We start from the raw sequence: 23061 nt of genomic DNA, 5'->3' as shown, positions 1-23061 counted from the left end.
TTTGCGTAGGCTTGCGCGCGCGGGACTCAACGACGCTGATTTACAGTAAACGGCTTTGAATAAATTAACGGGGCATGTTTCGACGCATAGCCTTTTGGGGGATTGATGGATCTTTGGACGGCCTTTCAGGCTTTGATACTTGGCGTTGTAGAAGGGCTGACGGAGTTCTTGCCCATTTCCAGTACCGGGCACCAGATTATTGTCGCCGACTTGCTCAATTTTGGTGGCGAGCGCGCCATGGCGTTCAACATCATTATCCAGCTCGGCGCCATCCTGGCAGTGGTCTGGGAGTTTCGTCGCAAGATTTTCGACGTGGTCGTCGGCTTGCCGACGCAGCCCAGTGCCCGGCGCTTTACCGCCAACCTGCTGATAGCTTTTTTTCCGGCGGTGGTATTGGGGGTGATTTTCGCCGACCTGATTCACCACTACCTGTTCAACCCGATCACGGTGGCCACGGCACTGGTGGTGGGCGGGGTCGTCATGTTGTGGGCGGAAAAGCGCCAGCACGAAGTACATGCCGAAAGCGTCGATGACATGACCAGGAAAGACGCCCTGAAAGTCGGCTTGGCCCAGTGCCTGGCGATGATTCCGGGCACCTCGCGCTCCGGCTCGACGATCATCGGCGGCTTGTTGTTCGGCCTGTCGCGCAAGACCGCTACCGAGTTTTCCTTCTTCCTGGCCATGCCGACCATGGTGGGCGCAGCGGTGTACTCGGGCTACAAGTACCGCGAACTGTTCGTGCCTGCGGATTTCCCGGTGTTTGCGGTTGGCTTCGTCACTGCGTTCATTTTCGCAATGATTGCAGTCAGGGGCTTGCTCAAGTTCATCGCCAGCCACAGTTATGCGGCGTTTGCCTGGTACCGAATTGCATTCGGTTTACTCATCCTGGCTACTTGGCAGTTTGGTTGGGTTGACTGGACCGCGGCCAAGCCATGAACGATGTCAGCACGCGCAACGGGGCAAGCATCCGCAATGTGCGCCTGAAACTGTTGATGTTCGCCATGTTGTGCGCGCTGCCGCTGTTCGGTTCGATGTCGTTGTGGCTGCAAGGGGGTTCGCTGATTCCCCTGGCGGCCTACGGCATTGTCAGTGTGCTGGCGTTCCTGCTGTACTGGAGCGACAAGCGCAAGGCGCGCTTTGATCACTGGCGCACGCCGGAAAATGTCCTGCATGCGCTGGAGTTCGCCGGCGGCTGGCCGGGCGCCTTGCTCGCGCAGCAAGTGTTCCGGCACAAGACGCGCAAGGTGTCCTTTCAACTGGTGTTCTGGATCATCGTGCTGCTGCACCAGGTGTTCTGGATCGACCGGTTGTTCCTGGGGGCGCAGTTGCGCGCATTGTCCTGATCCTGCAACTATTAGAGCAGCAGGCCGACTTGGGTGCGCTTGGGTAACTTGCTCACCACCAGTTGATGGGAGCGCCGCAGCAAGCCTTGCAGTTCCTCGGCGCCGAGCGGGTAGGGCGTGGCCATGATGATCCATTGTGCCCGCGCCAGATACGGCGCCGGGTGAATGCCCGGACGGTCGCAGTGGCCGAGAAACAGGTCCTTGTCGACCTTGAAAGCCAGGGACTCGCCGCGCAGGTTCTGCAAGGCGAACATCTTGTTACCGGCAATCGAAAACACCCGTACGCCACCCCATTTGTAGTCTTCCCGGGCTCCCGGCAATGCCAGGCAAAAAGCCGCGACGTCGGCCTCGTTCATGCGTCCTGCCTTCATATCAAGCGATCCCCACAGGCATTGAATGTTTCGATCAGATGGTCGAGCCAGGCACGCACGGCCGGCATTACACCGCGCCGATGAGGGTAGACCGCCTGCAGCCAGCCCCCGGGCAACGACCAGTCGGGCAGTAACTGTACCAGTGAGCCGTTTGCCAGCTCCTGCTCGCAATACATCATTGGCAGCGTGGTAAAGCCCTGGCCGGCGAGGGTGCAGGTCTTGCGCACGATGAAGTCGTCGATGCCCAATCGCGCTTCAAGGGCCAGGTCGTGTTTCTTGCCCTGACGATCGACCAGGCCAATGTGCACCAGGCGATCGGGCTCTAGGGCGCCCAGCACCGGCAGGTTTTTCAGGTCGTCGGGGTGATTGATCTCGAGCCCCTGGAGAAAGGCGGGGCTGGCGACCATCAGCATCTGCGCCTGGCGCAGGCGACGGGTCACCAGCAGCGGGTCTTCATCACCCGGCTCGCGTACGCGCAACGCAACGTCCACGCCTTCGGTCACCAGGTCGACGCGACGATTGACCAGCATCACCTCCAGCTGAACTTGAGGGTATTTCTCCAGAAAGTTGCTGATCACCCCCGGTAGCATTTCGTGCGCCAGGCCGACCGGGGAAGAGACCCGCAAGCGTCCGCGAGGTTCGCTGGACATGCTGGCCACGGCTTCGTCAGCCATTTCCGCTTCCAGCAGCATCGCCTGGCAGTGGCGCAGATACCGTTCGCCCACGGCAGTGAGTTTCAGCTGCCTTGTGGTGCGTTGCAGCAAGCGTGCACCCAGGCGCTCTTCAAGTTCGGCAATGCGCCGCGACAGGCGCGACTTGGGAATCCCCAGCAAACGCCCCGCGGCCGCGAAGCCGCCGGCCTCGACGACTTTGGCGAAGTAATAGAGGTCATTAAGGTCTTGCATGGGTGTTTTCTCAATCGTTCTATCAGTGAGACAAACTATCGCATTGTTGCAGTCTAATCAGCTATTGGTTTCGTCTGTAGGATTGTCTCCATCAGATCGCCCTGGCGGCGATCCTCACCTGGAGATCCCACATGAAACTGCTGCATATCGATTCGAGCATTCTTGGTGACAACTCGGCCTCCCGTCAGCTGAGCAGCGAAGTCGTCAAAGCCTGGCAAGCCGCCGAGCCGTCCGCCGTGGTGACCTACCGCGACCTGGCTGCCGACGCTATCAGCCATTTCTCCTCGACCACCCTGGTTGCAGCGGGTACCACTGCCGAACTGCGCGACGCCGCCCAACAGCACGAAGCCCAACTGAGCGCCTCGACCCTGGCCGAGTTCCTCGCCGCCGATGCCGTGGTCATTGCAGCGCCGATGTACAACTTCACCATCCCGACCCAATTGAAAGCCTGGATCGACCGCATCGCCGTTGCCGGTCAGACCTTCCGCTACACCGAAGCCGGCCCTGAAGGCCTGTGCGGTGGCAAGAAAGTCGTGATCGTTTCGACTTCCGGTGGCCTGCACGTCGGCCAGGCAACTGGTGTTGCCCACGAAGACTATTTGAAGGTGCTGTTTGGTTTCATCGGCATCACCGACATCGAGTTCGTCCGTGCCCACGGCCTGGCCTACGGTGACGAAGTGCGCGGCAAAGCCATGAGCGATGCCCAGGCGCAAATCAGCGAGCAGTTGTTCGCCGCTGCGTAAGGCTTGGGTAAAGACCCGCTGCCGCTACAGGCAATCCTCAAAAAAACTCTGTATTCTGTTCACGCAAGTGGCAGATGCGGAGTTTTTTGTTTCTGGCTGTTGCAGCTTGCTGGTGTAAATTGTGGCCCGAGTTATGCAGTCGAGGCTTAACGTCTCTGTTCCGGTAACAAGGTGGGGCATCCCATGGTGCGTCTTTGTGCAGGTTTACTGATCTGTCTGCTCGCCAGCCTGAATTCAGTGCACGCCGCACCAGCGCCGCATCCTCACTGGAGCGTCGGTTTTCATGAGATGAGTTTTCTCGATCCGCTCGATCTGCAACCGATGCGTGCCATTGCCTTCTATCCTTCGAGCGCCCGGGAACACACCAGCAGGCTTGAGGGTTACACCGTCGAAGCCGGCGAAGACACCAAAGTCGCGATGGGCCGTTTTCCGATGCTGATGCTATCCCATGGCAACACCGGCACGCCGCTGGCCCTGCATGACCTGGCCACGTCGTTGGCCCGCAAGGGGTTTGTGGTGGTGGCGGTTATTCATCCGGGCGACAACTCCAAGGATCACAGCCGCCTCGGCACCTTGAGTAACCTGTACGGACGGCCGATCCAGATTTCCGAAGCCATCACCGCGACCCTGGGCGATCCCATGCTCGCACCCTACGTCAATGCCGAGCAGGTCGGGGTCATCGGTTACTCGGCGGGCGGCGAAACGGCGTTGATACTGTCCGGTGCGACCCCGGACCTGGATCGTCTGCGCCGTTACTGCCAGGAACGTCCGGACGACCGTGATGCCTGCAATACCCAGGGTGAACTGATCGTTGACCGCGACGATTTGCAACCGGTGGCCGACCCGCGCGTCCATGCATTGCTGCTGATGGCGCCGCTGAGCCTCAAATTCGGCCGGCATACCCTGGCCGATGTGCATGTCCCGGTACTGCTTTACAGCGGCGATGGCGACAAGCTGGTGGCTCCCGACAAGAACGCCGCCGCCCTGGCGCGCAAGTTGCCCGTCGCACCCGACTTCAAGCTGCTCGCCGGGGCCGGGCATTTCGTATTCATGGCGCCATGCAATGACGAACAGATTGTCATCATGCCGGCCCTGTGCACCGATGCCGAGGGTGTCGATCGCGTGGACATTCACCGCAACCTGATCTTCGAAGCCGGGCGCTTTTTCTCTCGCACGTTGGGCAAGGCCACGCGGGCGGGGATGCAGACCGCCGATCAATGAATGACGACTGGAGGTTTATATAACCTGTTATTTATTAGCCAGCGCGGTTTCGAGAGTTTGAACTCTGGCATTCAGTTCGCGTACCGATTCGATTAATGGTGCGACAAGTTTTTGATAGTCCACTTGCAGGTGATCACCTTCAGTGCGTACCAATTGTGGATAAACCTTTTGCACATCTTGCGCGATCAGACCAACGTCAGCCTGGTCGTTTTGTTTCCAGTTAAATGTTACGCCACGGAGTTTAAGCAAATTCTCCGTCGGATTTTCCAGGCGCTGGACATTTTGCTTCAGGCGTTCATCGCTGAATGGGCAGCAATCGCCGCCTATACCGCCAGAGCCCGGAGGGCCGCCAATATCATAGCAGACACCGTTATGGCAGATTTGCTGTTGAGCCGAGCTTTCGGCGTGTGCAATGGGGGTAAGTAAGAACACCATCAATGGAGTAAGGAGTGTTAGAGCGTTTCGCATCGTCAATTATTTCCGAGCAAGAGTTTAATGTAGGTGTGTCGCCCATGATTTTGTCAAAGTTGATAATTAAAACAACGATGGCACTCTGCGTTAATTGATGCGTGATATTACTTGTCGTTGTATCTTGAAATGCTTTTATGGTTTTTATTGTGTGTTGACTTCAACTAGTCGGGCTTGCAGCCCGACGTGACAGCAACAAAGTGAGGCAAAGTCCGGTGACGGACAACAACGCAGCGCAAAAGAAAATCCACGCATACCCGAGGTTCAACGCCACCGCCCCCATCAACGGACCGGCAATCGCCAGGGCCAGGTCGAAAAACACCGCATAAGCACTCAAACCCGCGCCGCGACTGGAGTTGGGTACCTGCTTGATCGCTTCGACACCCAGCGCGGGATACACCAGCGACAGACCGAAACCGGTCAGGCCGGCACCGATCAAGGCATAGCCGGTCGAAGGCGCCAGCCACAGCAGCGCCAGGCCTGCCGTCTCGATGCTCATACAGGCGATGGCCGAAGCAAAGCCGCCAAAACGGCTGATGCTGGAAATGAACAACAACCGGGCCAGGATAAAGCACACCCCGAATACCGTCAGGCAATACGCCGCGCCGCTCCAGCCTCGATTGATGTAATACAGGGTAATAAAGGTGGTGAGGGTGCCGTAGCCGATCGAGGCCAGGCTCAGGCTTGCGCCAAAGGGGGCAATGCGCCCGAACACCGCCCAGAACGGCAGGCGCTCGCCACGAATGACTGGCACCGACGGTTTGTTGCGAATCAGCAGCAGCGCCGCCAGGGCCATCAGCGACAACGCAATGCCCAGGCTGGCAAACCCCAGCTGATCGACCATCACCACGCCCGCCGGCGCGCCTATGGCAATGGCGCCGTAGGAGGCGATGCCGTTCCAGGAGATCGAACGTGCGGTGTGTTCGGCGCCCACCTGGCCCATGCACCAACTGATAGTGCCAACACCGATCAGTCCCTGGGCGATCCCTAGCAGCAGGCGGCCGGCGATCAGGATCAGCAGGCTGAGAAGGGGCAAGCTTTGCAACAACACCGACAGCAAGGTCAGCCCGCCGCTCAGGACAATCCCCACCAGGCCGTAGATGATTGCACGCTTGGTACCGACATTGTCCGACATGCGCCCGGCCATGGGCCGGCTGAGCAGGGTGGCCAGGTATTGCGAGCCTATGGTCAGCCCGGCGACGACGGCGCTGAACCCCAGCTGTTCATGGACATACCCCGGCAACACCGCAATCGGCAGGCCGATGCAGAGGAAGGCGATGAAGGTGTAGAAAACGATGGAAACGATCTGCAAGGTGATCGCCATGGAGCTTTGCGGTGGCTGTTCTTGCGCAGACATGAGGGCTCGTTCGCGGGCGGCGGTGGGAGAACTGCATGATGGCGTGGCTGTGGAATAAAAGAAAGCAGGCTAACTAATTTCCCGTAGTGATCGTTCCCACGCGCCGCAAAGGAATGCAGCCCGGGACGCTCCGCGTCCCAAATCAAAAGCCGAACGCGGAGCGTCCGTTGAGGCATTCCCACGCAGAGCGTGGGAACGATCGACAACTAAGAGTTGCTCTTAGAAAACAACACCCTGGCTACGCAGGTAATCGTCATAGGTACCGCTGAAATCGGTCACGCCGTTAGGGCTCAACTCGATGATGCGGGTAGCCAGGGACGATACAAACTCACGGTCGTGGCTGACGAAGATCAGCGTGCCCGGGTAGTTTTCCAGCGCCAGGTTCAGCGCTTCGATGGATTCCATGTCCAGGTGGTTGGTCGGTTCGTCCATCACCAGCACGTTCGGTTTTTGCAGGATCAGCTTGCCGAACAGCATGCGACCTTGCTCACCACCGGAGATGACCTTGACAGACTTGAGGATCTCGTCGTTGGAGAACAGCATGCGGCCCAGGGTGCCACGAATCATCTGTTCGCCCTGAGTCCACTGGCCCATCCAGTCGAACAGGGTGACGTCGTCTTCGAAGTCATGGGCGTGGTCCTGGGCGTAGTAGCCCAGCTCTGCGGCGTCGGTCCACTTGACGGTGCCGGCATCCGGGGTCAGTTCGTTGACCAGGGTGCGCAGCAGGGTGGTTTTACCGATACCGTTCGGGCCAATGATCGCCACGCGCTCGCCGGCTTCAACAACGAAGCTGAAATCCTTGAACAGCGGCTTGCCGTCGAAGCCTTTGGCCATGCGTTCGACGATGACCGCTTGACGGTGCAGCTTCTTGGTCTGTTCGAAACGGATGAACGGGCTCACACGACTCGAAGGCTTGACCTCGGCCAGCTGGATCTTGTCGATCGCCTTGGCGCGGGAGGTCGCCTGCTTGGCTTTCGAGGCGTTGGCCGAGAAGCGGCTGACGAACGATTGCAGCTCGGAGATCTGCGCTTTCTTCTTGGCGTTGTCCGACAGCAGTTGCTCGCGGGACTGGGTCGCCACGGTCATGTATTCGTCGTAGTTACCCGGGAACAGGCGCAGCTCGCCGTAGTCCAGGTCAGCCATGTGCGTGCACACGCTGTTCAGGAAGTGACGGTCGTGAGAGATGATGATCATCAAGCTGGAGCGCTGGGTCAGAACGTTTTCCAACCAGCGGATGGTATTGATGTCCAGGTGGTTGGTTGGTTCGTCGAGCAGCAGCACTTCAGGATCGGAGAACAGCGCCTGAGCCAGCAATACTCGCAGCTTCCAGCCCGGGGAAACTTCGCTCATCGGGCCGAAATGCTGCTCAATGCCGATACCCAGGCCCAGCAACAGTTCACCGGCACGGGATTCGGCAGTGTAGCCGTCCATTTCTGCGAATTCGGTTTCCAGCTCGGCCACGGCCATGCCGTCTTCTTCGGTCATTTCCGGCAACGAGTAGATGCGGTCGCGCTCGGCCTTGACCTTCCACAGCTCTTCGTGACCCATGATCACGGTGTCGATCACGGTGAATTCTTCGTAGGCGAACTGGTCCTGGCGCAGTTTACCCAGGCGCACGTTCGGTTCCAGCATGACCTGGCCGCCGGATGGATCAAGGTCGCTACCGAGGATTTTCATGAAGGTCGACTTGCCGCAACCGTTGGCGCCGATCAGGCCGTAGCGGTTGCCCGCGCCGAATTTGACCGAAACGTTTTCGAACAACGGCTTGGCGCCGAACTGCATCGTGATGTTAGCTGTAGAAATCAAAGGTTTTTCCTGCGAAGCATTCAGAGTAGCTAGGGTTGCGGCAGTACCGATTCAGTACCCGTTCACGCTGTTCGACCATGGGCAGTACATCCCGGTCAGCAGCGCAAGATCCATTTGGCAATAAGTGGACAGCAGCATTGGGAGCGCTTGGCCCGAGTCGAAGTGCGCTGAGGCCGGGATTTCCCGTCATCAACCAAGGGGGGCGCGTAAAGTTTGGCGGCGATTGTACTGGTCTGGCTCTTTAAACGATAGGGCAATAAGGCCGCACCGACGTATTGGCGGTATCAACGGACAGATTTTCACATCTCAAAGCTAACAATTGGTTACAGGCGGTGGCTAAAATGCCATCTTTGTCTTGATGCCAAACGTTGGCATCAGCTCAAGGACGGTCCTTCTGGACAGTTTTCTGGTTTTCAGACGCTGCGCAAGCTCCACAGGCGATTTTCGTTGCCAGGGGCGCAGTTTGTTCACCTCTGACGTGTGACGATTTCCGTGAAACTCATCATTGCTGCTGTCTACGTTGTATCCATCGCGTATGTCCACCTGCGTGGTCGCGTACGCCACAAACTGGGCCGCCAGCTGAGCGATCACTCGACGTTCCTGGCGCCAATCAATTGTTTCCTTTATCTGTTCTCGAAGATCGCCAACAAGCCATTTCTCAACCCGGCGGACTTTCCCGACCTGACGCCGCTGCAGACTCATTGGCAGGAAATTCGTGCCGAAGGCCAGAACTTGCTCAAGGCGGGGGAGATCAAGCGCTCCAATGATTACGATGACGTCGGCTTCAACTCCTTCTTCAAGACCGGCTGGAAGCGCTTTTACCTCAAGTGGTACGGCGACAACCACCCGTCGGCCATGAAACTGTGCCCGCGCACCACTGAACTGGTGCAGGGCATCGGCTCGATCAAGGCGGCGATGTTCGCCGAATTGCCGCCGGGTTCGAAACTGGTTCGCCATCGCGACCCCTATGCCGGTTCCTACCGTTATCACCTGGGCCTGGAAACGCCCAATGATGCCGGTTGCTACATCAACGTCGATGGCGAGAACTATCACTGGCGCGACGGTGAAGCGGTGATGTTCGACGAGACGTTTATTCATTACGCAGAAAACACCACTGGCCAGAACCGCATCATTCTGTTCTGCGATGTCGAGCGCCCGATGAAATATCGTTGGGCTGCAGCATTCAACCGCTGGTTCAGCCGCCATGTGATGTCGGCTGCCGGTGCGCCGAATGAGGCGGGTGACAAGACCGGCGGCATCAACCGCCTGTTCGGCAAGATCTACAAGGTCCGCCTGCATGGCAAAGCGTTGAAAAAGCGCAATCGAAAGCTCTATTACCTGCAGAAGTGGGCGGTCTTTGGCGGGTTACTGGCGATCTTCGTCCTGGTCTGATTCATTCGATTGTCAAACTGACGTCATCGCGGGCGAGCCCGCTTCCACAGGTTTTGTTAACGCCACCTATCACTGTGGGAGCGGGCTCGCCCGCGATGAGGCCGGAAGGTCCAGTACATCATTTGCTGACTTTTTTCCTCGCAGCCGGCTTGCTCGCTGACTTGGCCTTGGCAGCAGCCTTGCTCCCCCCCTTGCCACCCAGGCTGCGCTTGAGCAACTCGGTCAAGTCAATGACATCCGCGGTCTTGCGTTCCTCTTCGCCAGTGGCCGTTTCAACATCCTCGATCTTGCCTTCATGGGCCTTCCTGTCCACCAGGGCCATGATCTTGTCTTCGAATTCGTCGCGGTAATCGTCCGGCGACCACTCGACACTCATGTCCTCTACCAGGCGCTTGGCCATGTCCAGTTCACCCTTGGCCAACTCGGCCTTGGTCACGTCGGGTCCTAATGCCAGTTCGTCCAGGCTGCGCACTTCCGCCGGCCAGCGCAGCTTCACCAGGACTATGGCCGATTCCAGCGGCATCAAGGCCGCCAGGTATTGGCGGGTATGCAGCACCACGCGGGCCAGTGCGACTTTATGGGTTTTGGTCAGGGTTTCGCGCAAGAGCGCATAGACCTTGCCGCCGCGTTTATCCGGTGCCAGGTAGTAAGGCGTGTCGATGTTCTGCAGCGGGATCTGCTCGCTGTCGACAAAGGCAAAGATATCGATGGTCTGGGTCGACAGCGGATGCGCCGAGCGGATCTCCTCTTCGCTGAGCACCACGTAGCGGCCCTTTTCGTATTGCACGCCTTTGACAATGTGCTCTTTCGTGACTTCCTTGCCGGTGACTTTATTGACACGTTTGTAGCCCACCGGGTCCATGCTGCGACTGTCCAGCCAGTCGAAATCCACCCCTTGGGAGGACGTCGCCGACACCAGCGCCACCGGGATATGCACCAACCCGAAACTGATCGCGCCTTTCCAGATTGCCCGTGCCATGGTCGTCTTTCCGAAAGTGATGTTCAGGTGACCTTGGGCCTTGGGCAAAAGTTTCAGCGGCCTGCAGGCGGGTCTGGCGGTGCATCGTGTTACATCTTGCCGGGAAGTTTGGGTTAACAAATGCGAACCCCAGGCGTAGCGTGTTATCGAAGACACCATCCACGCATCCATCGCGAGGCTCGCCCATGAACCGATACGTACCTGGCCTGATCGTGCTGGCATTGAGCGGCGTACTCGGTCACCTGGCCCAGGCCGACGTCGTTACGGCCGGCACACCGTTACAGGTGGCGCAAAACCTGCCGGGCGGCACCAACAACAATCCCTACAACAGCCCGATCCGTCGGGCCAACCCGAACAGCATGCAAGGCACCCAGCCCAGTGCCCCGGCCATCCGTGGGCCGAATACGGTGCCTGTACCGCGGCCGCCAACCCTCGATAATGGCGGCATTGGCAATCGCTATCCCCAAAGTCCCGCGGCACCCGCCGCCCCCCCGAAGTTCATACCCAATCCACCGCCCCGTAGCCCTTGAACGACAGGGCTAGCGACCTGTTGCCCAAACCCATGACAAAAGGAATCGTGCATGTTGCGTAAAACCCTGCTGACCACTTTCTGCACCAGCGCCTTGTTAGCCATCAGCGCGACTGTTCTGGCAGCGACCACCCAAGACATGCAAAGCGAGCAGGGCACCCTTGAAGTCACGTCGATTGTTACAGGACTTGAGCACCCCTGGGCGTTGGCCTTCCTGCCGGACCGCCAGGGAATGCTGGTCACCGAACGACCGGGCAACTTGCGTGTGGTGACGGCCGAGGGCAAGTTGTCGGCGCCGCTCAACGGCGTGCCCAAGGTCTGGGCCAAGGGGCAGGGCGGTTTGCTGGATGTGGCGTTATCCCCCGACTTCAAGCAGGACCGGATGATTTACCTGTCTTATGCCGAAGGCGGCGGCCAAGGTGGCAAGGCAGGCACCGCGGTCGGCCGTGGACGGCTGTCCGAAGACCTGACGACGCTGAAGGATTTTCGGGTGATTTTCCGCCAGGAGCCCAAGCTCTCGGTGGGCAACCATTTTGGCTCGCGGCTGGTGTTCGACCGGGACGGCTATCTGTTCGTGACCCTGGGGGAAAACAACGACCGGCCCACCGCCCAGGACCTCGACAAGTTGCAGGGCAAGGTCGTCAGGCTCTATCCGGACGGCAAGGTGCCCGACGACAACCCCTTTGCCTCCCAGGCCGGCGTGCGCCCGGAGATATGGGCCTACGGCGTTCGCAACCCGCAAGGCGCGGCGCTCAACCCCTGGACCGGTACGCTCTGGGAAAACGAGCACGGCCCCTTGGGCGGCGATGAGGTCAACATCATCGAGCGCGGCAAGAATTACGGTTGGCCGCTGGCCACCCATGGCGTCAATTACTCGGGTCAGCCGATCCCGGAAGCCAAGGGCAAAACCGCCGAAGGTACCCTCGGGCCGCATCATGTCTGGGAAAAATCCCCGGGCCTGAGCGGTTTGGCATTTTACGACGACGACCGCTTCAAAGCCTGGCAGCACAACGCGTTCATTGGCGCCCTGGTGACCCGGGAGCTGATCCGCCTGCAGTTCGACGGCGACAAGGTGATTCACGAAGAACGCTTGCTGGGCGAACTTGACAAGCGCATCCGCGATGTACGGCAGGGGCCGGATGGTTATTTGTATGTGCTGACCGATGAAGAGGATGGCGCGTTGTACAAGATAGGGCTGAAGTAACGCTCATCCGATCGTTCCCACCTTTGGAAACGATCGGGTCGAAACGGCCGTGTCAGATCTGCCGAGCCGCAGCGGCCGTTCTCTTTTGGTCCTGAATTCCCCGCACCACCAGATACAACAACGGCCCGATCGATACAAAAACCGCCGTCACCAACAGGTACGGCACCACCGACCACACCGACTGCCCGCGCTTGCGCGCATCCTGGTACATCCATACCCCCGCCAGTGTTGCCAGCAGGTAGAGGTCGATCACCACCTGCGCGGTATCCGGGTGAGACATCAGGCTGATGCCGAATTCGATCAGCGACTGTTGGGCCTGGAGCATCACCGAAACGGTGTAGCCCGCGAAGGCGATCAGGGCAACAAGGGGCAGGGCGACAGGCTTCATGGTTTCCCTCCTTGGGACGATGCACACAATGGCAGTTATTCCTCGACAGCCTTCTCGACCGTGCTTGAGGCCGACCAGACCCGGTAGCGCACCTCGACGTCCTTGGGCACGTACAGCACGATCGGCAATTTGCTGTTGTAGCGCAACATGAAACCATCACCGACCACCGGCACGAAATCCTGGTGGCGCTTGCCATCCGGGCAGGCCATCAGTGTGCTCATCGGGCCAATGACTTTTTCCAGACGGTAGAACGGATACCCCCAGCCTTCGAGGTTCTTCTCTTCGAGAATGCCGCCCAGGCGCTGGCGATTGCAGTCGACGGCCAAGGTCTTGCCAGCAAGGATCTGGACCTGGAAGTCGTCTTCACGGGTTTGCGGGGCGAGGTGGATGACCTGGCGGGTGAAACCACTTTCCGGTTTCGGGAAGGGCGCAACTTTTTCGAGTGTTGCCCCGTGGACGATGCTCGACAGTGTGACGGCGATCAGCCCGAGGGTAGTGCTGAGGGTCGATGAACCCATGATGCCTCCTTGCGTATGCGTGGGGTGAGCGGATATTGGATCGGCTGCTCGCCATTGTCGACGGCGGCAGCGGTCAGTGCAAATTGCAGGGCCACCATAAGGCTTTTTGGCAATTTGCATGACCGTTTTTACGAGACCTTACAATAAGTCCTTGAATTACCGATGAGCTGCACAGCGAAATTCAAGGCATGTTTTATGCTGTACCTGTTCTTAAGCTGACCGGGATTTCATATGAGTCAGTGTCGATGGTTAATTGGCAGTCTCACAACGGAGAGGGTCGCCATGTTTCTTTCTGCCTTGGAACTTCGCAATATCATTGAAAGCAGTTTTCTACCGAAACGCTGTCAGTGCACGTTGTCGCCGGACTTGTCGATGACCGTAAAAGTGTTTGCCGATGGTGAAACCGATCAAATCGATCTGTTGAAAACCGGAATAAACGCCCAGCAACTCAATGGCTGCCGGGAAATCAACGAGTTGATAGCCACTCTGCGTTCCGATCTTCGGAATCACTACACGGAACCCGGAAATACCCAGGGGATGCGCAAAGCGCTTTAAACCTTCGCTTCAAGCTCCGCCAATGCGCGCCGGGTCTGGAAAAATCGCCAGACCCTGCGCCAGCAACCAATCAGGCAACACGCTCCAAAGTTTATTTCATAGCTTTCCTTCAGTTCTGATAACTGCAAGCGTCGGACAGTTTTCGGTAGGCGATTTCTGCTGGCTGGCCCGATTGTGAGTCGATGTACTTCATCGTCGCGGTAATCACTTCGCAATCCAGGGTGGTGGGTTCGCTCAGCGCAATCACTTTGCCCACGTGCAACGGCATGCCGTAGTGGTAGGAAGGCACGTTTTGTGCGGAGGTGGTGTCATTGGCCTGTGCAACGCCGGTCGATGAGGCACAGACAAGGGCGATTGAAACGAGCAGGGCGCGCGAGTTCATGGGGCAATCTCCAGTGCAGATGCAAGTTAGCTCGACGTGTCGTCGAACCTGCCGCACTGGGCGTCAGAGGACTCTGAGGGCGTGCGGTCCAGTAGAGTGTTGGACTGCGCGATTAAGCATTGGTTAACCCGACTGAACGCCACCTGTCGTGCTCCCACTACCGTTCGGCGGCATTTTTCATTTAATGCGGTCACTATTGAGACTAAAGTCGTCTGCAGTGTGACAAAGCCTTCTGCCATCATTGCCTCTCAACCCCGCGTGTTCACTTCAGCCCGGTCCTTTACAGGAGCGGATGAAGGCTATTTCTGGCTGATTGCGCCCTGGCGCAATCGCTGCATTGTTGGAGCTTTTTAATGCGTCCCCCTTTTACGTTCATCCGCGCTCGCCAGTCATTGGGCTTCGGCGCTGTGGTGCTGTGCGCCGGTTTTACCGGGCCGGTTCAAGCGAACGGTTTTATCGATGACACCACAGCCAAAATCGAATCACGAACGGTGTATTTCAACCGCGACTTTCGTGACGGGCACACCTCCAACGAACAGGGCGCGTCCAAGCGCGAAGAGTCAGCCCAGGGCTTCATTCTCAATCTGCAATCGGGGTACACCGAGGGTACGCTGGGTTTCGGTGTCGATGCACTGGGCATGGCGGGATTCAAGCTCGATTCCAGCCCTGACAGCAGCAACAGTGGCCTGTTGCCGTCCAGCGGCAGTAACCCGCGTGGTTCGGCGGACGAATACACCAAGCTCGGCCTGACCGCCAAGGTGCGCGCCTCGCAAAGCGTGCTGAAGTACGGCGCCCTGCTGCCGGATGTACCGCTGCTCAAATACAACGACGGCCGCTTGCTGCCGACCATGTTCAATGGCGCAATGCTCACGTCCAGGGAAGTGAAAGACCTGAACTTCATGGCCGCACGCCTGGACAAGTACACCGCCCGGGATTCCACCGATTCCCAGGACATCCGCGTGCACTGCAAGAACAAGCGCTATGCCTGCAACATCACTGCCGATCATTTCGACATGTACGGCTTCGATTACAGGATCAACGAACGGCTGACGGCTCAGTATCACTACGCTGAACTTGAAGACATCTACCGTCAGCACTTCCTCGGCGTGCTGGGTAACCAACCGCTCGGTGGCGGCGTGCTCAAGGCTGACCTGCGCTTGCTCAAGAGTGCCGACAGCGGCGCAGCCCGCGCCGGCTCCATCGACAACCGTGCGCTGAGCGCAATGCTTGCCTATGCCATCGGTGGCCATACGTTCAGTGCTGGCTGGCAGCGCATGAACGGCGACAACTCGATGCCGTACCTCGATGGGACCAACCCATATCTGGTCAACTACGTGCAGGTCAACGACTTCGCCGCGGCGCAGGAGCGCTCATGGCAGCTGCGTTACGACTATGACTTCAAGGCCGTTGGCATCAACGGCCTGACGTTCCTGACCCGCTATGTGAACGGTGATCACGTCAAGGTGCCGGGCAGCGATCAGGAAGGCAAGGAATGGGAACGCGACAGCGAACTCAAGTATGTGGTGCAGAGCGGGACGTTCAAGGATGTCAGCCTGCGGTTGCGCAATGCGACCTATCGCACCAACTACGAGCAATATGCCCGGGACGTGGATGAGACGCGGTTGATCGTCAGCTACAACTTTTCGATCCTGTAGCGCCTGAAAGATTGTCATCGCGAGCAGGCTCGCTCCCACATTGGCCCGGGGGCGTACACAACATTTGTGAACGACCGGAGACCTTGTGGGAGCGAGCCTGCTCGCGATAGGGCCATCACATTCAACGCAATTCTATCTGATGCCGATACGGCAAATCCGGCCCGGTCTTGCTGCACGTCAACGCCGCCGCCTGCACCGCAAACCTCACCATCGAGTCGATATGCTGGCGATTCAATTGCCGTACCCCCTCGACCGAATCCAGCCGCTGCTCGGTCAGCCAGGCAATCAACGCCGCCTGGAAGGTATCGCCGGCGCCCACGGTGTCGGCGATGACCACCGCGCAGGCCGGCACCGACCACGAGCCGTGGGTCCGACTGAACACCGTCGCACCTTCGCCGCCACGGGTCAGGAGCACCAGCTCGCAGCGGTGTTGCAGCCAGCCCTCGACCACCCGCGCCGGGTCCTGCCCGGGGTACAACAGGCTCAGGTCCTCATCGCTGACCTTGATCAGATCGGCATGCTCGACCAGGGTGGCAACCCGCGAACGCCACAGTTCGATGTTCGGCTGCGGGTTAAGCCGCACGTTCGGATCAAGGCTGATCAGGCGCTTGCCGCTTTCCCGGCGTACCAGCTCCAGCAGCGTGTCGGCAATCGGCTGCACCACCAGGGAAAACGACCCGATATGCAGGCCGCGCACTTGCGGCCCCAACGCCGGTAGATGCGCAGGTTGCAGTTGGCGATCCGCACAGCCTTCGCCGCGAAAGCTGTACTGCGGCGAGCCATTGGCCCCGACCGCGACCATCGCCAGGGTGGTCGGTGCGGCAAAATCCACCAGGTAGTCCGTACGTACGCCTTCCTCCTCCAGCACCTGGAGCAAGCGTCGGCCGAGGTAGTCGGTGGACAAACCGGCCAACAACGCAGCCTCCACGCCCAGTCGACGCAAGCCCACCGCAACGTTGAACGGCGAGCCACCGGCGATGGCCTTGAAATTCACTTTTGAAGCCAGGCCGCTGGCGTCGTTTTCACTGAAGAAATCGAACAGCGCTTCGCCACACACCAGATACATAGTTGTTCGCTCTTTAAAGGGTTGCGACATGTTGTTGATAGCGTTCGTAAGCCAATTGCGAGGCCGCCACGTTTTCCGCGATCGGCCAGGTTTCAATGGCGGGGTCGAGCTTCACGCAGCGCTCGCACAGATCCGCCAGGCTGTCCCCATGCCCGGTTGCCCGGGACTTGCACCAGGCCGCCTGAATCGCCGCGCCAAGGGCAGCGGCTTCGCATTGCTCGGGACACACGACTGTCATGTTCATGGTGTCGGCGACGATCTGCCGCCACTCCGCGCTCTTGGCGCCACCACCAATCAGGCAGAGGCGCAGGCTTTGTAAGCCATTGTGGCGTAGCAGGTCCAGTCCATAGCGCAATCCGAAGGTCGTGCCTTCCACAACGGCGCGACACAGATTGGCCCGGGTCAGATTGGTCATGGTCAGTCCCAGCACGCTACCGGTGGCATGGGGCAGGGCAGGGACGCGTTCACCATTGAGAAACGGCAGCATGCTCACCCCCTCGGCGCCGATGGGGGCCTGGGCAACGAGCGCATTGAAACACTCGATATCCAGATCGAACAATTCTCGAATCAGCCCCGTGGCGTTGGTCAGGTTCATGGTGCATATCAACGGCAACCACCCGCCGCTGGATGAACAGAACGTAGCGACGGCCGCGTCTGCGCTGACTTTCGGTTGCTCGGCGTAGGCGTACACCGTGCCGGACGAGCCGAGGCTCATGGTTATCGCACCCGGTGTGATGTTGCCGGTGCCGATGGCGCCCATCATGTTGTCGCCACCGCCGCTGGACACCAGCGCCTGCGGGTTGATGCCCAGGTGTTCGGCGATGCCCGGCAGTACGGTGCCGACGGCTTGATGGGCATCGATCAGTTCCGGCAGCGCGGCTTGCAGGCGCCCGCTGGGATCGATGTCGCGCAGCAGCTGCACATCCCATTGGCGGGTACGCACGTTGAAGTAACCCGTGCCCGAGGCATCACCGTACTCACTGCAACTGCGACCGGTGAGCCAGAAGTTCAGGTAATCATGGGGCAGCAGGATGTGCGCGATGCGCGCAAACACATCGGGATGCTGTTCCTGGGTCCAGAGCAGTTTTGAAACCGTGTAGCCCGGTGCAATCACCACGCCGAGGCGTTCCAGCGAGCCTTTTTCACCGCCCAGATGCTTGAGCAGTCGATCGTTCTGCGCAGTGGTTTCGGTGTCACACCAGAGCTTGGCCGGGCGCAGGACCTGGCCTTGATCGTCGAGCAGCACCAAACCATGTTGCTGGCCGGATACACCGATGCCGAGAATATCCTGGCCATCGACATCCGCCGCCAGCAATGCACGTCGGGTGGCAAGGGTGAATGCCTCCAGCCATTGCGCGGTGTCTTGCTCACGGCGGCCGTTGGGGCCGCTGATCAGCTTGTGCGCAGCGGCACCCTGGCCCAGGACCTGGCCGCTGAACGCATCGAGGATGATGGCTTTGGTGCCTTGGGTGCCGCAGTCGATGCCGAGGAATAGTTGTTGGGTTGTCATGCAGGATCCTTGGTGTGTCAGGTCTATCTCGGTGAGTCCATTCGCGAGCAGGCTCGCTCCCACAGGAGATTTTCAGTGGGCGCAAACGATCCAGTGTGGGAGCGAGCCTGCTCGCGAAGACGGCAGTGGCGACACCCCCGGCATCACGACAAAATCTGCTCCAGAGTCCGCGTCACCCCAACCTCGCGCAAACTGTTGCAACACCACTCAAACGCCGCGACAAACTCCGCTGAACGTGGAATCGCCATACCAAAAATCTCCTCGACCGCCAGCAACCGCTGGGTAATCAATGCATCATCCGCCACCAGCGCCTGGAAGAACGCCGCCCTTGGGTCTGCAATGGCGTAAGTCTCGCCATGCTCATCCACCCCCTTCAAGTACAAGGCCCACGCCGCCACTACCAGCGCCGCGCGCCGGGTTTCACGACCATCGGCAATCAAGCGGTTAATAGTCGGCACGGTGAATTTCGGAAACTTCGACGAACCGTCCGAGCACACGCGCTCCAGTTGATCGGCAATCGCCTGGTTGGAGAAGCGTGCCACCAGGGTGTTTTTGTACTCGGTCAGGTCGATCCCCGGCACCGGCGAAAGCTGTGGCGTCACATCCAGGTCCATGTAGGCACGCATGAAGCGTACGAACAGCGGGTCGTTCATGGTCTCGTGGACGAAGCGGTAACCCTTGAGGAAGCCCAGGTAAGTCAGGGCCAGGTGACTGCCGTTGAGCAGCTTGATTTTCATGTCTTCGTAAGGGCTGACGTCGTCGGTGAACTGCACGCCGACCTTTTCCCAGGCCGGGCGGCCGTTGACGAACTTGTCCTCCAGCACCCACTGCACGAACGGTTCGCAGACCACCGGCCAGGCGTCGTCGACCCCGTGCCGGTCGGCCAGTTGCTGGCGGTGTTGGGTGCTGGTCATCGGCGTGATGCGGTCGACCATGGCGTTGGGGAAGCTTACGTTGCGCTCGATCCAGTCGCGCAGATCGGCATCCAGCAGGGCGGCGAAGGTCAGCAGGGCCTTGCGGGTGACCGCGCCGTTGTGCGGCAGGTTATCGCAGGACATCAAGGTGAATGCCGGCGTGCCTGCCGCGCGGCGTTTGGCCAGGGCGGCGCAAAGGTAACCGAACACGGTTTTCGGGGCGTGCGGGTTCGCCAGGTCGTGCTGGATCGGCGGCAGGTGGGCCATGAACTCGCCGTTGCTGTCGTCGATGCAGTAGCCACCCTCGGTGATCGTCAACGACACTATGCGGATCTCGGGACTGGCGAGTTTGTCGATCAGCGCCTGGGCATCGTCTTCGGCCAGCAGCATGTCGCGGATGGCACCGATGACCCGCACCTCGGTGTCGTCGGTATCGCCGAGTTCGAACAGGGTGAACAGGTAGTCCTGTTGTTGCAGATCATCCCGGGCGCGACGATCTTCGCCGCGCAAGCCGACGCCGCAGATGGCCCAGTCCAGGCCTTCGCCCTGGTTCATCAGCGCATCGGTGTAATACGCCTGGTGAGCGCGGTGGAAACCGCCGACGCCAATATGCGCGATGCCTTGGCGGGTGTCGCTCAGGGTGTAGGCGGGCCGGATCACCGTGGGGGTGAGGCGCTGCAGGTTGTGTTTATCGAGTTTCATCACAGGCTCTCAGAATCAGGCAGCGACGCGCAACGGGCGGGTCATCGCCACGCCGTCGGCATCGAACAAATGGCAGTGGCTGGCGTCCAGGTGCAGGCTCAAGGTCTCGCCGTAGCGGCTGGCGAGGTCGCCGCGAACACGCATCGTCAAAGCTTCGCCAGAGGCGGTGCGTACGTGGCAGAAGGTATCGCTGCCCAGGCGTTCGCTGACATCGGCGGTGACGTGCAGCGTGCAGTCGCCGGGCGTGGCCAGTTCCAGGTGTTCCGGGCGAATGCCCAAGGTGACTGCACCGCCGACCCGAAGGTTGGCGCCACCGAGCGGCAGGCTGATGCGGGTGCCGGCATCCAGTTGCACTTCGCAGCCCTGGCCGTCGACCCGGCTGACCTGACCCTTGAGGAAGCCCATTTTCGGTGTGCCGAGAAAGCCTGCGACAAACAGGTTGGCCGGCTGGTGATAGAGGTCCAGCGGCGAGCCGACCTGTTCGATTTTGCCGCCGTTGAGCACCACGACTTTATCGGCCATGGTCATTGCTTCGACCTGGTCGTGGGTCACGTAGATCATCGTGGCTTGCAGCTCCTTGTGCAGGCGCAGCAGTTCAAGGCGCATCTGCACCCGCAGCGCGGCGTCGAGGTTGGACAGTGGTTCGTCGAACAGGAAAATTTTCGGATTGCGCACGATGGCGCGGCCAATCGCTACCCGTTGGCGTTGGCCACCGGACAGCTGTTTGGGCTTGCGCTCCAGCATCGGTCCGAGCTCCAGGATGCGCGCCGCTTCGCCCACTTTTTTCTCGACCTCGGCTTTCGGCACCCCGGCCAGGTCGAGGGCAAACGACATGTTCTTGCGCACGCTCATGTGCGGGTACAGGGCGTAGGTCTGGAACACCATCGCCAGGTCGCGTTTGGCCGGGCTGACTTCGGTGATGTCGCGGCCGTCGAGTTCGAGGGTGCCGCCGCTGACTTCTTCGAGCCCCGCGATCAGGCGCAGCAGGGTGGATTTGCCGCAACCGGACGGGCCGACGAACACCACGAACTCCTTGTCGTTCACTTCCAGGTCGATGCCCTTGATGATGGAAAAGCCTTCGAAGCCTTTTTGCAGATTCTTGATTTTCAGGTTGGCCATGATGATGGGCCTCCATTTGTTGTATTCAATTAACCTTGGGCGGTTTTTTTGTAGGAGCTGGCTTGCCAGCAAAGGCGGCCCGCAGATCGATGCAGCATTTGATGGCCTCTTCGCTGGCAAGCCAGCTCCTACAGGGGCATTGCGTGATGGTGAATGGAGGGCGATTCATTTCACGGCGCCGAACGACAGCCCGCGCACCAGTTGTTTCTGACTGATCCAGCCGAAGATCAGGATCGGCGCACAGGCCAGGGTCGAGACCGCCGACAACTTGGCCCAGAACAACCCTTCGGGACTTGAATACGAGGCGATCAATGCGGTCAGTGGCGCGGCTTTCGATGAGGTCAGGTTCAGTGACCAGAAGGCCTCGTTCCAGCACAGGATCAGCGACAGCAGCACGGTCGAGGCCAGGCCGCCCTTGGCAATCGGCAGCAGTACCCGGAGCATTTCCTGGGTCAACGTTGCGCCATCCAGGCGCGCGGCTTCGAGGATGTCCCTGGGGATGTCCTTGAAGTAGGTGTAAATCATCCAGACCACGATCGGCAGGTTGATCAGGGTGTAGATCACGATCAGCGCGATACGCGTGTCGAGCAGGCCAAAGCTTTTCGCCAGCAGGTAGATCGGCATCAGTACGCCCACCGGCGGCAGCATCTTGGTCGAGAGCATCCACAGCAGCGTGCCCTTGGTGCGCTGGGTTTCGTAGAACGCCATGGAGTAGGCTGCCGGCACCGCGATCAGCAGGCACAGGGCCGTGGCGCTGAAGGAAATCACCACTGAGTTCCAGGCGAAACTTGCGTAGTCGCTGCGCTCGTTGATGTGCAGGTAGTTTTCCAGTGTCGGGGTGAAGATGAACTGCGGCGGCGTGGCGAACGCATCGATTTCGGTCTTGAAGCTGGTCAGCACCATCCAGAAGATCGGGAAGAAGATCAGGATCGCGATGGCCCAGGCCAGGGTGCCCAGCAGCAGGCTTTGCAGACGACGGGATTGTTGAAGGGTCATGGCGCGGGCCTCAGGCTTTGTCAGTCAGGTTTTTGCCGATCATGCGCACCAGCACGATGGCCGCGATGTTGGCGATCACCACCGCAATCAAGCCGCCCGCCGAGGCCATGCCGACGTCGAACTGCACCAGCGCCTGGTTGTAGATCAGGTAGGCGAGGTTGGTCGAGGCGTAGCCGGGGCCGCCGTTGGTGGTGGTGAAGATTTCGGCGAACACCGAGAGCAGGAAGATGGTTTCGATCATCACCACCACCGCAATCGGTCGCGCCAGGTGCGGCAAGGTCAGGTGCCAGAAGATCGCGATGGGCCCGGCACCGTCCAAGCGTGCGGCTTCCTTCTGTTCCTGGTCGAGGGACTGCATGGCGGTCATCAGGATCAGGATCGCGAAGGGCAGCCATTGCCACGAGACAATGATGATGATCGACAGCAGCGGGTAGTGCGCCAGCCAGTCCACCGGTTGCGCGCCGAACAGTTTCCAGACGAAGGCGAGAATCCCCGACACCGGATGGAAAATCAGGTTCTTCCAGATCAGCGCACCGACCGTGGGCATAATGAAGAACGGCGAGATCAGCAGCACCCGCACGATGCCGCGGCCAAAAAATTCGCTGGCCTCCAGCAGGGCGCTGATCAACACACCGAGCACCACGCTGATCAGCAACACGCTGCCCACCAGCAACAGGGTATTGGTGGCGCCGGGCATGAAACCGGAGTCGGTCAGGAAGTACGTGAAGTTTTCCAGTCCGACAAATTCGTTTTCACCCGGATTGAGCAGGTTGTAGCGAATCAGCGAAAAGTACAGGGTCATGCCCAGCGGTACGATCATCCACAACAGCAGCAGCGCCACCGAAGGGCTGACGAGGAACCAGCCGGGGTTGGCCACGCGGCTTATGCGCTGGGGTTGGACAATGTCCATGTGAGCTTTGGCAGTTGAAATATTCATG

At 59.6% G+C, this 23061-nt stretch carries 24 protein-coding genes; 9 read left to right on the top strand and 15 right to left on the bottom strand.

What is annotated here, in order from left to right:
- Positions 1 to 105: 105 nt before the first annotated feature.
- Positions 106 to 936, top strand: coding sequence for an undecaprenyl-diphosphate phosphatase (locus HFK74_RS28625; protein WP_180206453.1), 831 nt, complete (start codon positions 106 to 108; stop codon positions 934 to 936).
- Positions 933 to 1343 (top strand): DUF1294 domain-containing protein, encoded by a 411-nt coding sequence (locus HFK74_RS28620; protein WP_180206452.1) that lies wholly within the window; start codon positions 933 to 935, stop codon positions 1341 to 1343. The genes HFK74_RS28625 and HFK74_RS28620 overlap by 4 nt, the downstream gene beginning before the upstream one ends.
- 11 nt (positions 1344 to 1354) lie before the next feature.
- On the opposite strand, the gene HFK74_RS28615 is transcribed toward HFK74_RS28620, so the two are convergent.
- Positions 1355 to 1714, bottom strand: a complete 360-nt coding sequence (locus HFK74_RS28615) for an MmcQ/YjbR family DNA-binding protein (protein ID WP_180206451.1) — start codon at positions 1712 to 1714, stop codon at positions 1355 to 1357.
- On the bottom strand, positions 1711 to 2619 hold the full coding sequence (locus HFK74_RS28610; RefSeq protein ID WP_180206450.1) for a LysR substrate-binding domain-containing protein: 909 nt from the start codon (positions 2617 to 2619) through the stop codon (positions 1711 to 1713). Before HFK74_RS28610 ends, HFK74_RS28615 begins: the two co-directional genes overlap by 4 nt.
- A gap of 131 nt (positions 2620 to 2750) precedes the next feature.
- Between HFK74_RS28610 and HFK74_RS28605 the strand changes: the two genes are divergently transcribed.
- Positions 2751 to 3362 (top strand): FMN-dependent NADH-azoreductase, encoded by a 612-nt coding sequence (locus HFK74_RS28605; protein ID WP_180206449.1) that lies wholly within the window; start codon positions 2751 to 2753, stop codon positions 3360 to 3362.
- Between the two features lie 183 nt (positions 3363 to 3545).
- On the top strand, positions 3546 to 4583 hold the full coding sequence (locus tag HFK74_RS28600; RefSeq protein ID WP_180206448.1) for a dienelactone hydrolase: 1038 nt from the start codon (positions 3546 to 3548) through the stop codon (positions 4581 to 4583).
- Positions 4584 to 4610: 27 nt separating this feature from the next.
- Here the strand turns inward: HFK74_RS28600 and HFK74_RS28595 are convergent, their stop codons facing one another.
- The 3 genes from HFK74_RS28595 to HFK74_RS28585 all read right to left on the bottom strand — a co-directional run bounded on the left by HFK74_RS28595 (position 4611) and on the right by HFK74_RS28585 (position 8214).
- Positions 4611 to 5051, bottom strand: coding sequence for a tail fiber domain-containing protein (locus HFK74_RS28595; protein ID WP_180206447.1), 441 nt, complete (start codon positions 5049 to 5051; stop codon positions 4611 to 4613).
- Positions 5052 to 5211: 160 nt separating this feature from the next.
- The gene (locus HFK74_RS28590) at positions 5212 to 6408 is read right to left on the bottom strand and encodes an MFS transporter (RefSeq protein ID WP_180206446.1); all 1197 of its coding nucleotides are present in this window, start codon (positions 6406 to 6408) and stop codon (positions 5212 to 5214) included.
- A gap of 219 nt (positions 6409 to 6627) precedes the next feature.
- Positions 6628 to 8214, bottom strand: coding sequence for an ABC-F family ATPase (locus HFK74_RS28585; RefSeq protein ID WP_180206445.1), 1587 nt, complete (start codon positions 8212 to 8214; stop codon positions 6628 to 6630).
- Between the two features lie 492 nt (positions 8215 to 8706).
- Between HFK74_RS28585 and lpxO the strand changes: the two genes are divergently transcribed.
- Positions 8707 to 9606 carry a lipid A hydroxylase LpxO gene (gene lpxO, locus HFK74_RS28580; protein WP_180206444.1) on the top strand — a complete coding sequence of 300 codons (900 nt, stop codon included), beginning with the start codon at positions 8707 to 8709 and terminating at the stop codon, positions 9604 to 9606.
- 118 nt (positions 9607 to 9724) lie between these two features.
- Here the strand turns inward: lpxO and HFK74_RS28575 are convergent, their stop codons facing one another.
- Positions 9725 to 10585 carry a Ku protein gene (locus HFK74_RS28575; protein ID WP_180206443.1) on the bottom strand — a complete coding sequence of 287 codons (861 nt, stop codon included), beginning with the start codon at positions 10583 to 10585 and terminating at the stop codon, positions 9725 to 9727.
- Between the two features lie 185 nt (positions 10586 to 10770).
- Between HFK74_RS28575 and HFK74_RS28570 the strand changes: the two genes are divergently transcribed.
- Positions 10771 to 11115 carry a hypothetical protein gene (locus HFK74_RS28570; protein WP_180206442.1) on the top strand — a complete coding sequence of 115 codons (345 nt, stop codon included), beginning with the start codon at positions 10771 to 10773 and terminating at the stop codon, positions 11113 to 11115.
- 51 nt (positions 11116 to 11166) lie between these two features.
- Positions 11167 to 12318, top strand: a complete 1152-nt coding sequence (locus HFK74_RS28565; protein ID WP_180206441.1) for a PQQ-dependent sugar dehydrogenase — start codon at positions 11167 to 11169, stop codon at positions 12316 to 12318.
- A gap of 52 nt (positions 12319 to 12370) precedes the next feature.
- On the opposite strand, the gene HFK74_RS28560 is transcribed toward HFK74_RS28565, so the two are convergent.
- Both HFK74_RS28560 and eco read right to left on the bottom strand, forming a co-directional pair.
- Entirely contained in the window at positions 12371 to 12706 is a 336-nt protein-coding gene (locus tag HFK74_RS28560) for a DUF2834 domain-containing protein (RefSeq protein WP_180206440.1), read from the bottom strand.
- Positions 12707 to 12741: 35 nt separating this feature from the next.
- On the bottom strand, positions 12742 to 13224 hold the full coding sequence (eco, locus tag HFK74_RS28555; protein WP_180206439.1) for a serine protease inhibitor ecotin: 483 nt from the start codon (positions 13222 to 13224) through the stop codon (positions 12742 to 12744).
- A gap of 282 nt (positions 13225 to 13506) precedes the next feature.
- Here eco and HFK74_RS28550 point away from each other — a divergent pair, with 282 nt between their 5' ends.
- The gene (locus HFK74_RS28550) at positions 13507 to 13779 is read left to right on the top strand and encodes a DUF1652 domain-containing protein (RefSeq protein ID WP_180206438.1); all 273 of its coding nucleotides are present in this window, start codon (positions 13507 to 13509) and stop codon (positions 13777 to 13779) included.
- Positions 13780 to 13888: 109 nt separating this feature from the next.
- Here the strand turns inward: HFK74_RS28550 and HFK74_RS28545 are convergent, their stop codons facing one another.
- Positions 13889 to 14161, bottom strand: a complete 273-nt coding sequence (locus HFK74_RS28545; protein ID WP_180206437.1) for a DUF2790 domain-containing protein — start codon at positions 14159 to 14161, stop codon at positions 13889 to 13891.
- A 353-nt stretch (positions 14162 to 14514) separates the two neighbouring features.
- On the opposite strand from HFK74_RS28545, the gene HFK74_RS28540 reads away from it, so the two are divergent.
- Complete coding sequence (locus tag HFK74_RS28540; protein ID WP_180206436.1) at positions 14515 to 15816, top strand: OprD family porin; 1302 nt, start codon at positions 14515 to 14517, stop codon at positions 15814 to 15816.
- Between the two features lie 121 nt (positions 15817 to 15937).
- Here the strand turns inward: HFK74_RS28540 and HFK74_RS28535 are convergent, their stop codons facing one another.
- The 6 genes from HFK74_RS28535 to HFK74_RS28510 all read right to left on the bottom strand — a co-directional run bounded on the left by HFK74_RS28535 (position 15938) and on the right by HFK74_RS28510 (position 23033).
- Positions 15938 to 16882: a carbohydrate kinase gene (locus HFK74_RS28535; RefSeq protein ID WP_180206435.1), complete on the bottom strand. Its 945-nt coding sequence runs from the start codon at positions 16880 to 16882 to the stop codon at positions 15938 to 15940.
- Positions 16883 to 16895: 13 nt separating this feature from the next.
- On the bottom strand, positions 16896 to 18392 hold the full coding sequence (gene xylB, locus HFK74_RS28530; RefSeq protein WP_180206434.1) for a xylulokinase: 1497 nt from the start codon (positions 18390 to 18392) through the stop codon (positions 16896 to 16898).
- Between the two features lie 143 nt (positions 18393 to 18535).
- On the bottom strand, positions 18536 to 20008 hold the full coding sequence (locus HFK74_RS28525) for a mannitol dehydrogenase family protein (RefSeq protein WP_180206433.1): 1473 nt from the start codon (positions 20006 to 20008) through the stop codon (positions 18536 to 18538).
- Between the two features lie 15 nt (positions 20009 to 20023).
- Positions 20024 to 21127, bottom strand: coding sequence for an ABC transporter ATP-binding protein (locus HFK74_RS28520; RefSeq protein ID WP_180206432.1), 1104 nt, complete (start codon positions 21125 to 21127; stop codon positions 20024 to 20026).
- Between the two features lie 165 nt (positions 21128 to 21292).
- Complete coding sequence (locus HFK74_RS28515) at positions 21293 to 22123, bottom strand: carbohydrate ABC transporter permease (protein ID WP_180206431.1); 831 nt, start codon at positions 22121 to 22123, stop codon at positions 21293 to 21295.
- A gap of 10 nt (positions 22124 to 22133) precedes the next feature.
- Positions 22134 to 23033: a carbohydrate ABC transporter permease gene (locus HFK74_RS28510; RefSeq protein WP_257230457.1), complete on the bottom strand. Its 900-nt coding sequence runs from the start codon at positions 23031 to 23033 to the stop codon at positions 22134 to 22136.
- Between the last annotated feature and the right edge of the window lie 28 nt (positions 23034 to 23061).

The sequence above is a fragment of the Pseudomonas sp. SbOxS1 genome, assembly GCF_013416725.1.
In the GTDB taxonomy this organism is placed as follows: Bacteria; Pseudomonadota; Gammaproteobacteria; order Pseudomonadales; family Pseudomonadaceae; genus Aquipseudomonas.
Note: the sequence above shows the minus strand (reverse complement) of the source record. Positions and strands in the feature narration are given on the sequence as shown.

What these genes read in the sequence shown, in the direction of transcription:
- HFK74_RS28625 (WP_180206453.1), top strand. Translation starts at nt 106, where the DNA reads ATGGATCTTTGGACGGCCTTTCAGGCTTTGATACTTGGCGTTGTAGAA.
- HFK74_RS28620 (WP_180206452.1), top strand. Translation starts at nt 933, where the DNA reads ATGAACGATGTCAGCACGCGCAACGGGGCAAGCATCCGCAATGTGCGC.
- HFK74_RS28615 (WP_180206451.1), bottom strand. Translation starts at nt 1,714, where the DNA reads ATGAAGGCAGGACGCATGAACGAGGCCGACGTCGCGGCTTTTTGCCTG.
- HFK74_RS28610 (WP_180206450.1), bottom strand. Translation starts at nt 2,619, where the DNA reads ATGCAAGACCTTAATGACCTCTATTACTTCGCCAAAGTCGTCGAGGCC.
- HFK74_RS28605 (WP_180206449.1), top strand. Translation starts at nt 2,751, where the DNA reads ATGAAACTGCTGCATATCGATTCGAGCATTCTTGGTGACAACTCGGCC.
- HFK74_RS28600 (WP_180206448.1), top strand. Translation starts at nt 3,546, where the DNA reads ATGGTGCGTCTTTGTGCAGGTTTACTGATCTGTCTGCTCGCCAGCCTG.
- HFK74_RS28595 (WP_180206447.1), bottom strand. Translation starts at nt 5,051, where the DNA reads ATGCGAAACGCTCTAACACTCCTTACTCCATTGATGGTGTTCTTACTT.
- HFK74_RS28590 (WP_180206446.1), bottom strand. Translation starts at nt 6,408, where the DNA reads ATGTCTGCGCAAGAACAGCCACCGCAAAGCTCCATGGCGATCACCTTG.
- HFK74_RS28575 (WP_180206443.1), bottom strand. Translation starts at nt 10,585, where the DNA reads ATGGCACGGGCAATCTGGAAAGGCGCGATCAGTTTCGGGTTGGTGCAT.
- HFK74_RS28570 (WP_180206442.1), top strand. Translation starts at nt 10,771, where the DNA reads ATGAACCGATACGTACCTGGCCTGATCGTGCTGGCATTGAGCGGCGTA.
- HFK74_RS28565 (WP_180206441.1), top strand. Translation starts at nt 11,167, where the DNA reads ATGTTGCGTAAAACCCTGCTGACCACTTTCTGCACCAGCGCCTTGTTA.
- HFK74_RS28560 (WP_180206440.1), bottom strand. Translation starts at nt 12,706, where the DNA reads ATGAAGCCTGTCGCCCTGCCCCTTGTTGCCCTGATCGCCTTCGCGGGC.
- eco (WP_180206439.1), bottom strand. Translation starts at nt 13,224, where the DNA reads ATGGGTTCATCGACCCTCAGCACTACCCTCGGGCTGATCGCCGTCACA.
- HFK74_RS28550 (WP_180206438.1), top strand. Translation starts at nt 13,507, where the DNA reads ATGTTTCTTTCTGCCTTGGAACTTCGCAATATCATTGAAAGCAGTTTT.
- HFK74_RS28545 (WP_180206437.1), bottom strand. Translation starts at nt 14,161, where the DNA reads ATGAACTCGCGCGCCCTGCTCGTTTCAATCGCCCTTGTCTGTGCCTCA.
- HFK74_RS28540 (WP_180206436.1), top strand. Translation starts at nt 14,515, where the DNA reads ATGCGTCCCCCTTTTACGTTCATCCGCGCTCGCCAGTCATTGGGCTTC.
- HFK74_RS28535 (WP_180206435.1), bottom strand. Translation starts at nt 16,882, where the DNA reads ATGTATCTGGTGTGTGGCGAAGCGCTGTTCGATTTCTTCAGTGAAAAC.
- xylB (WP_180206434.1), bottom strand. Translation starts at nt 18,392, where the DNA reads ATGACAACCCAACAACTATTCCTCGGCATCGACTGCGGCACCCAAGGC.
- HFK74_RS28525 (WP_180206433.1), bottom strand. Translation starts at nt 20,008, where the DNA reads ATGAAACTCGATAAACACAACCTGCAGCGCCTCACCCCCACGGTGATC.
- HFK74_RS28520 (WP_180206432.1), bottom strand. Translation starts at nt 21,127, where the DNA reads ATGGCCAACCTGAAAATCAAGAATCTGCAAAAAGGCTTCGAAGGCTTT.
- HFK74_RS28515 (WP_180206431.1), bottom strand. Translation starts at nt 22,123, where the DNA reads ATGACCCTTCAACAATCCCGTCGTCTGCAAAGCCTGCTGCTGGGCACC.
- HFK74_RS28510 (WP_257230457.1), bottom strand. Translation starts at nt 23,033, where the DNA reads ATGGACATTGTCCAACCCCAGCGCATAAGCCGCGTGGCCAACCCCGGC.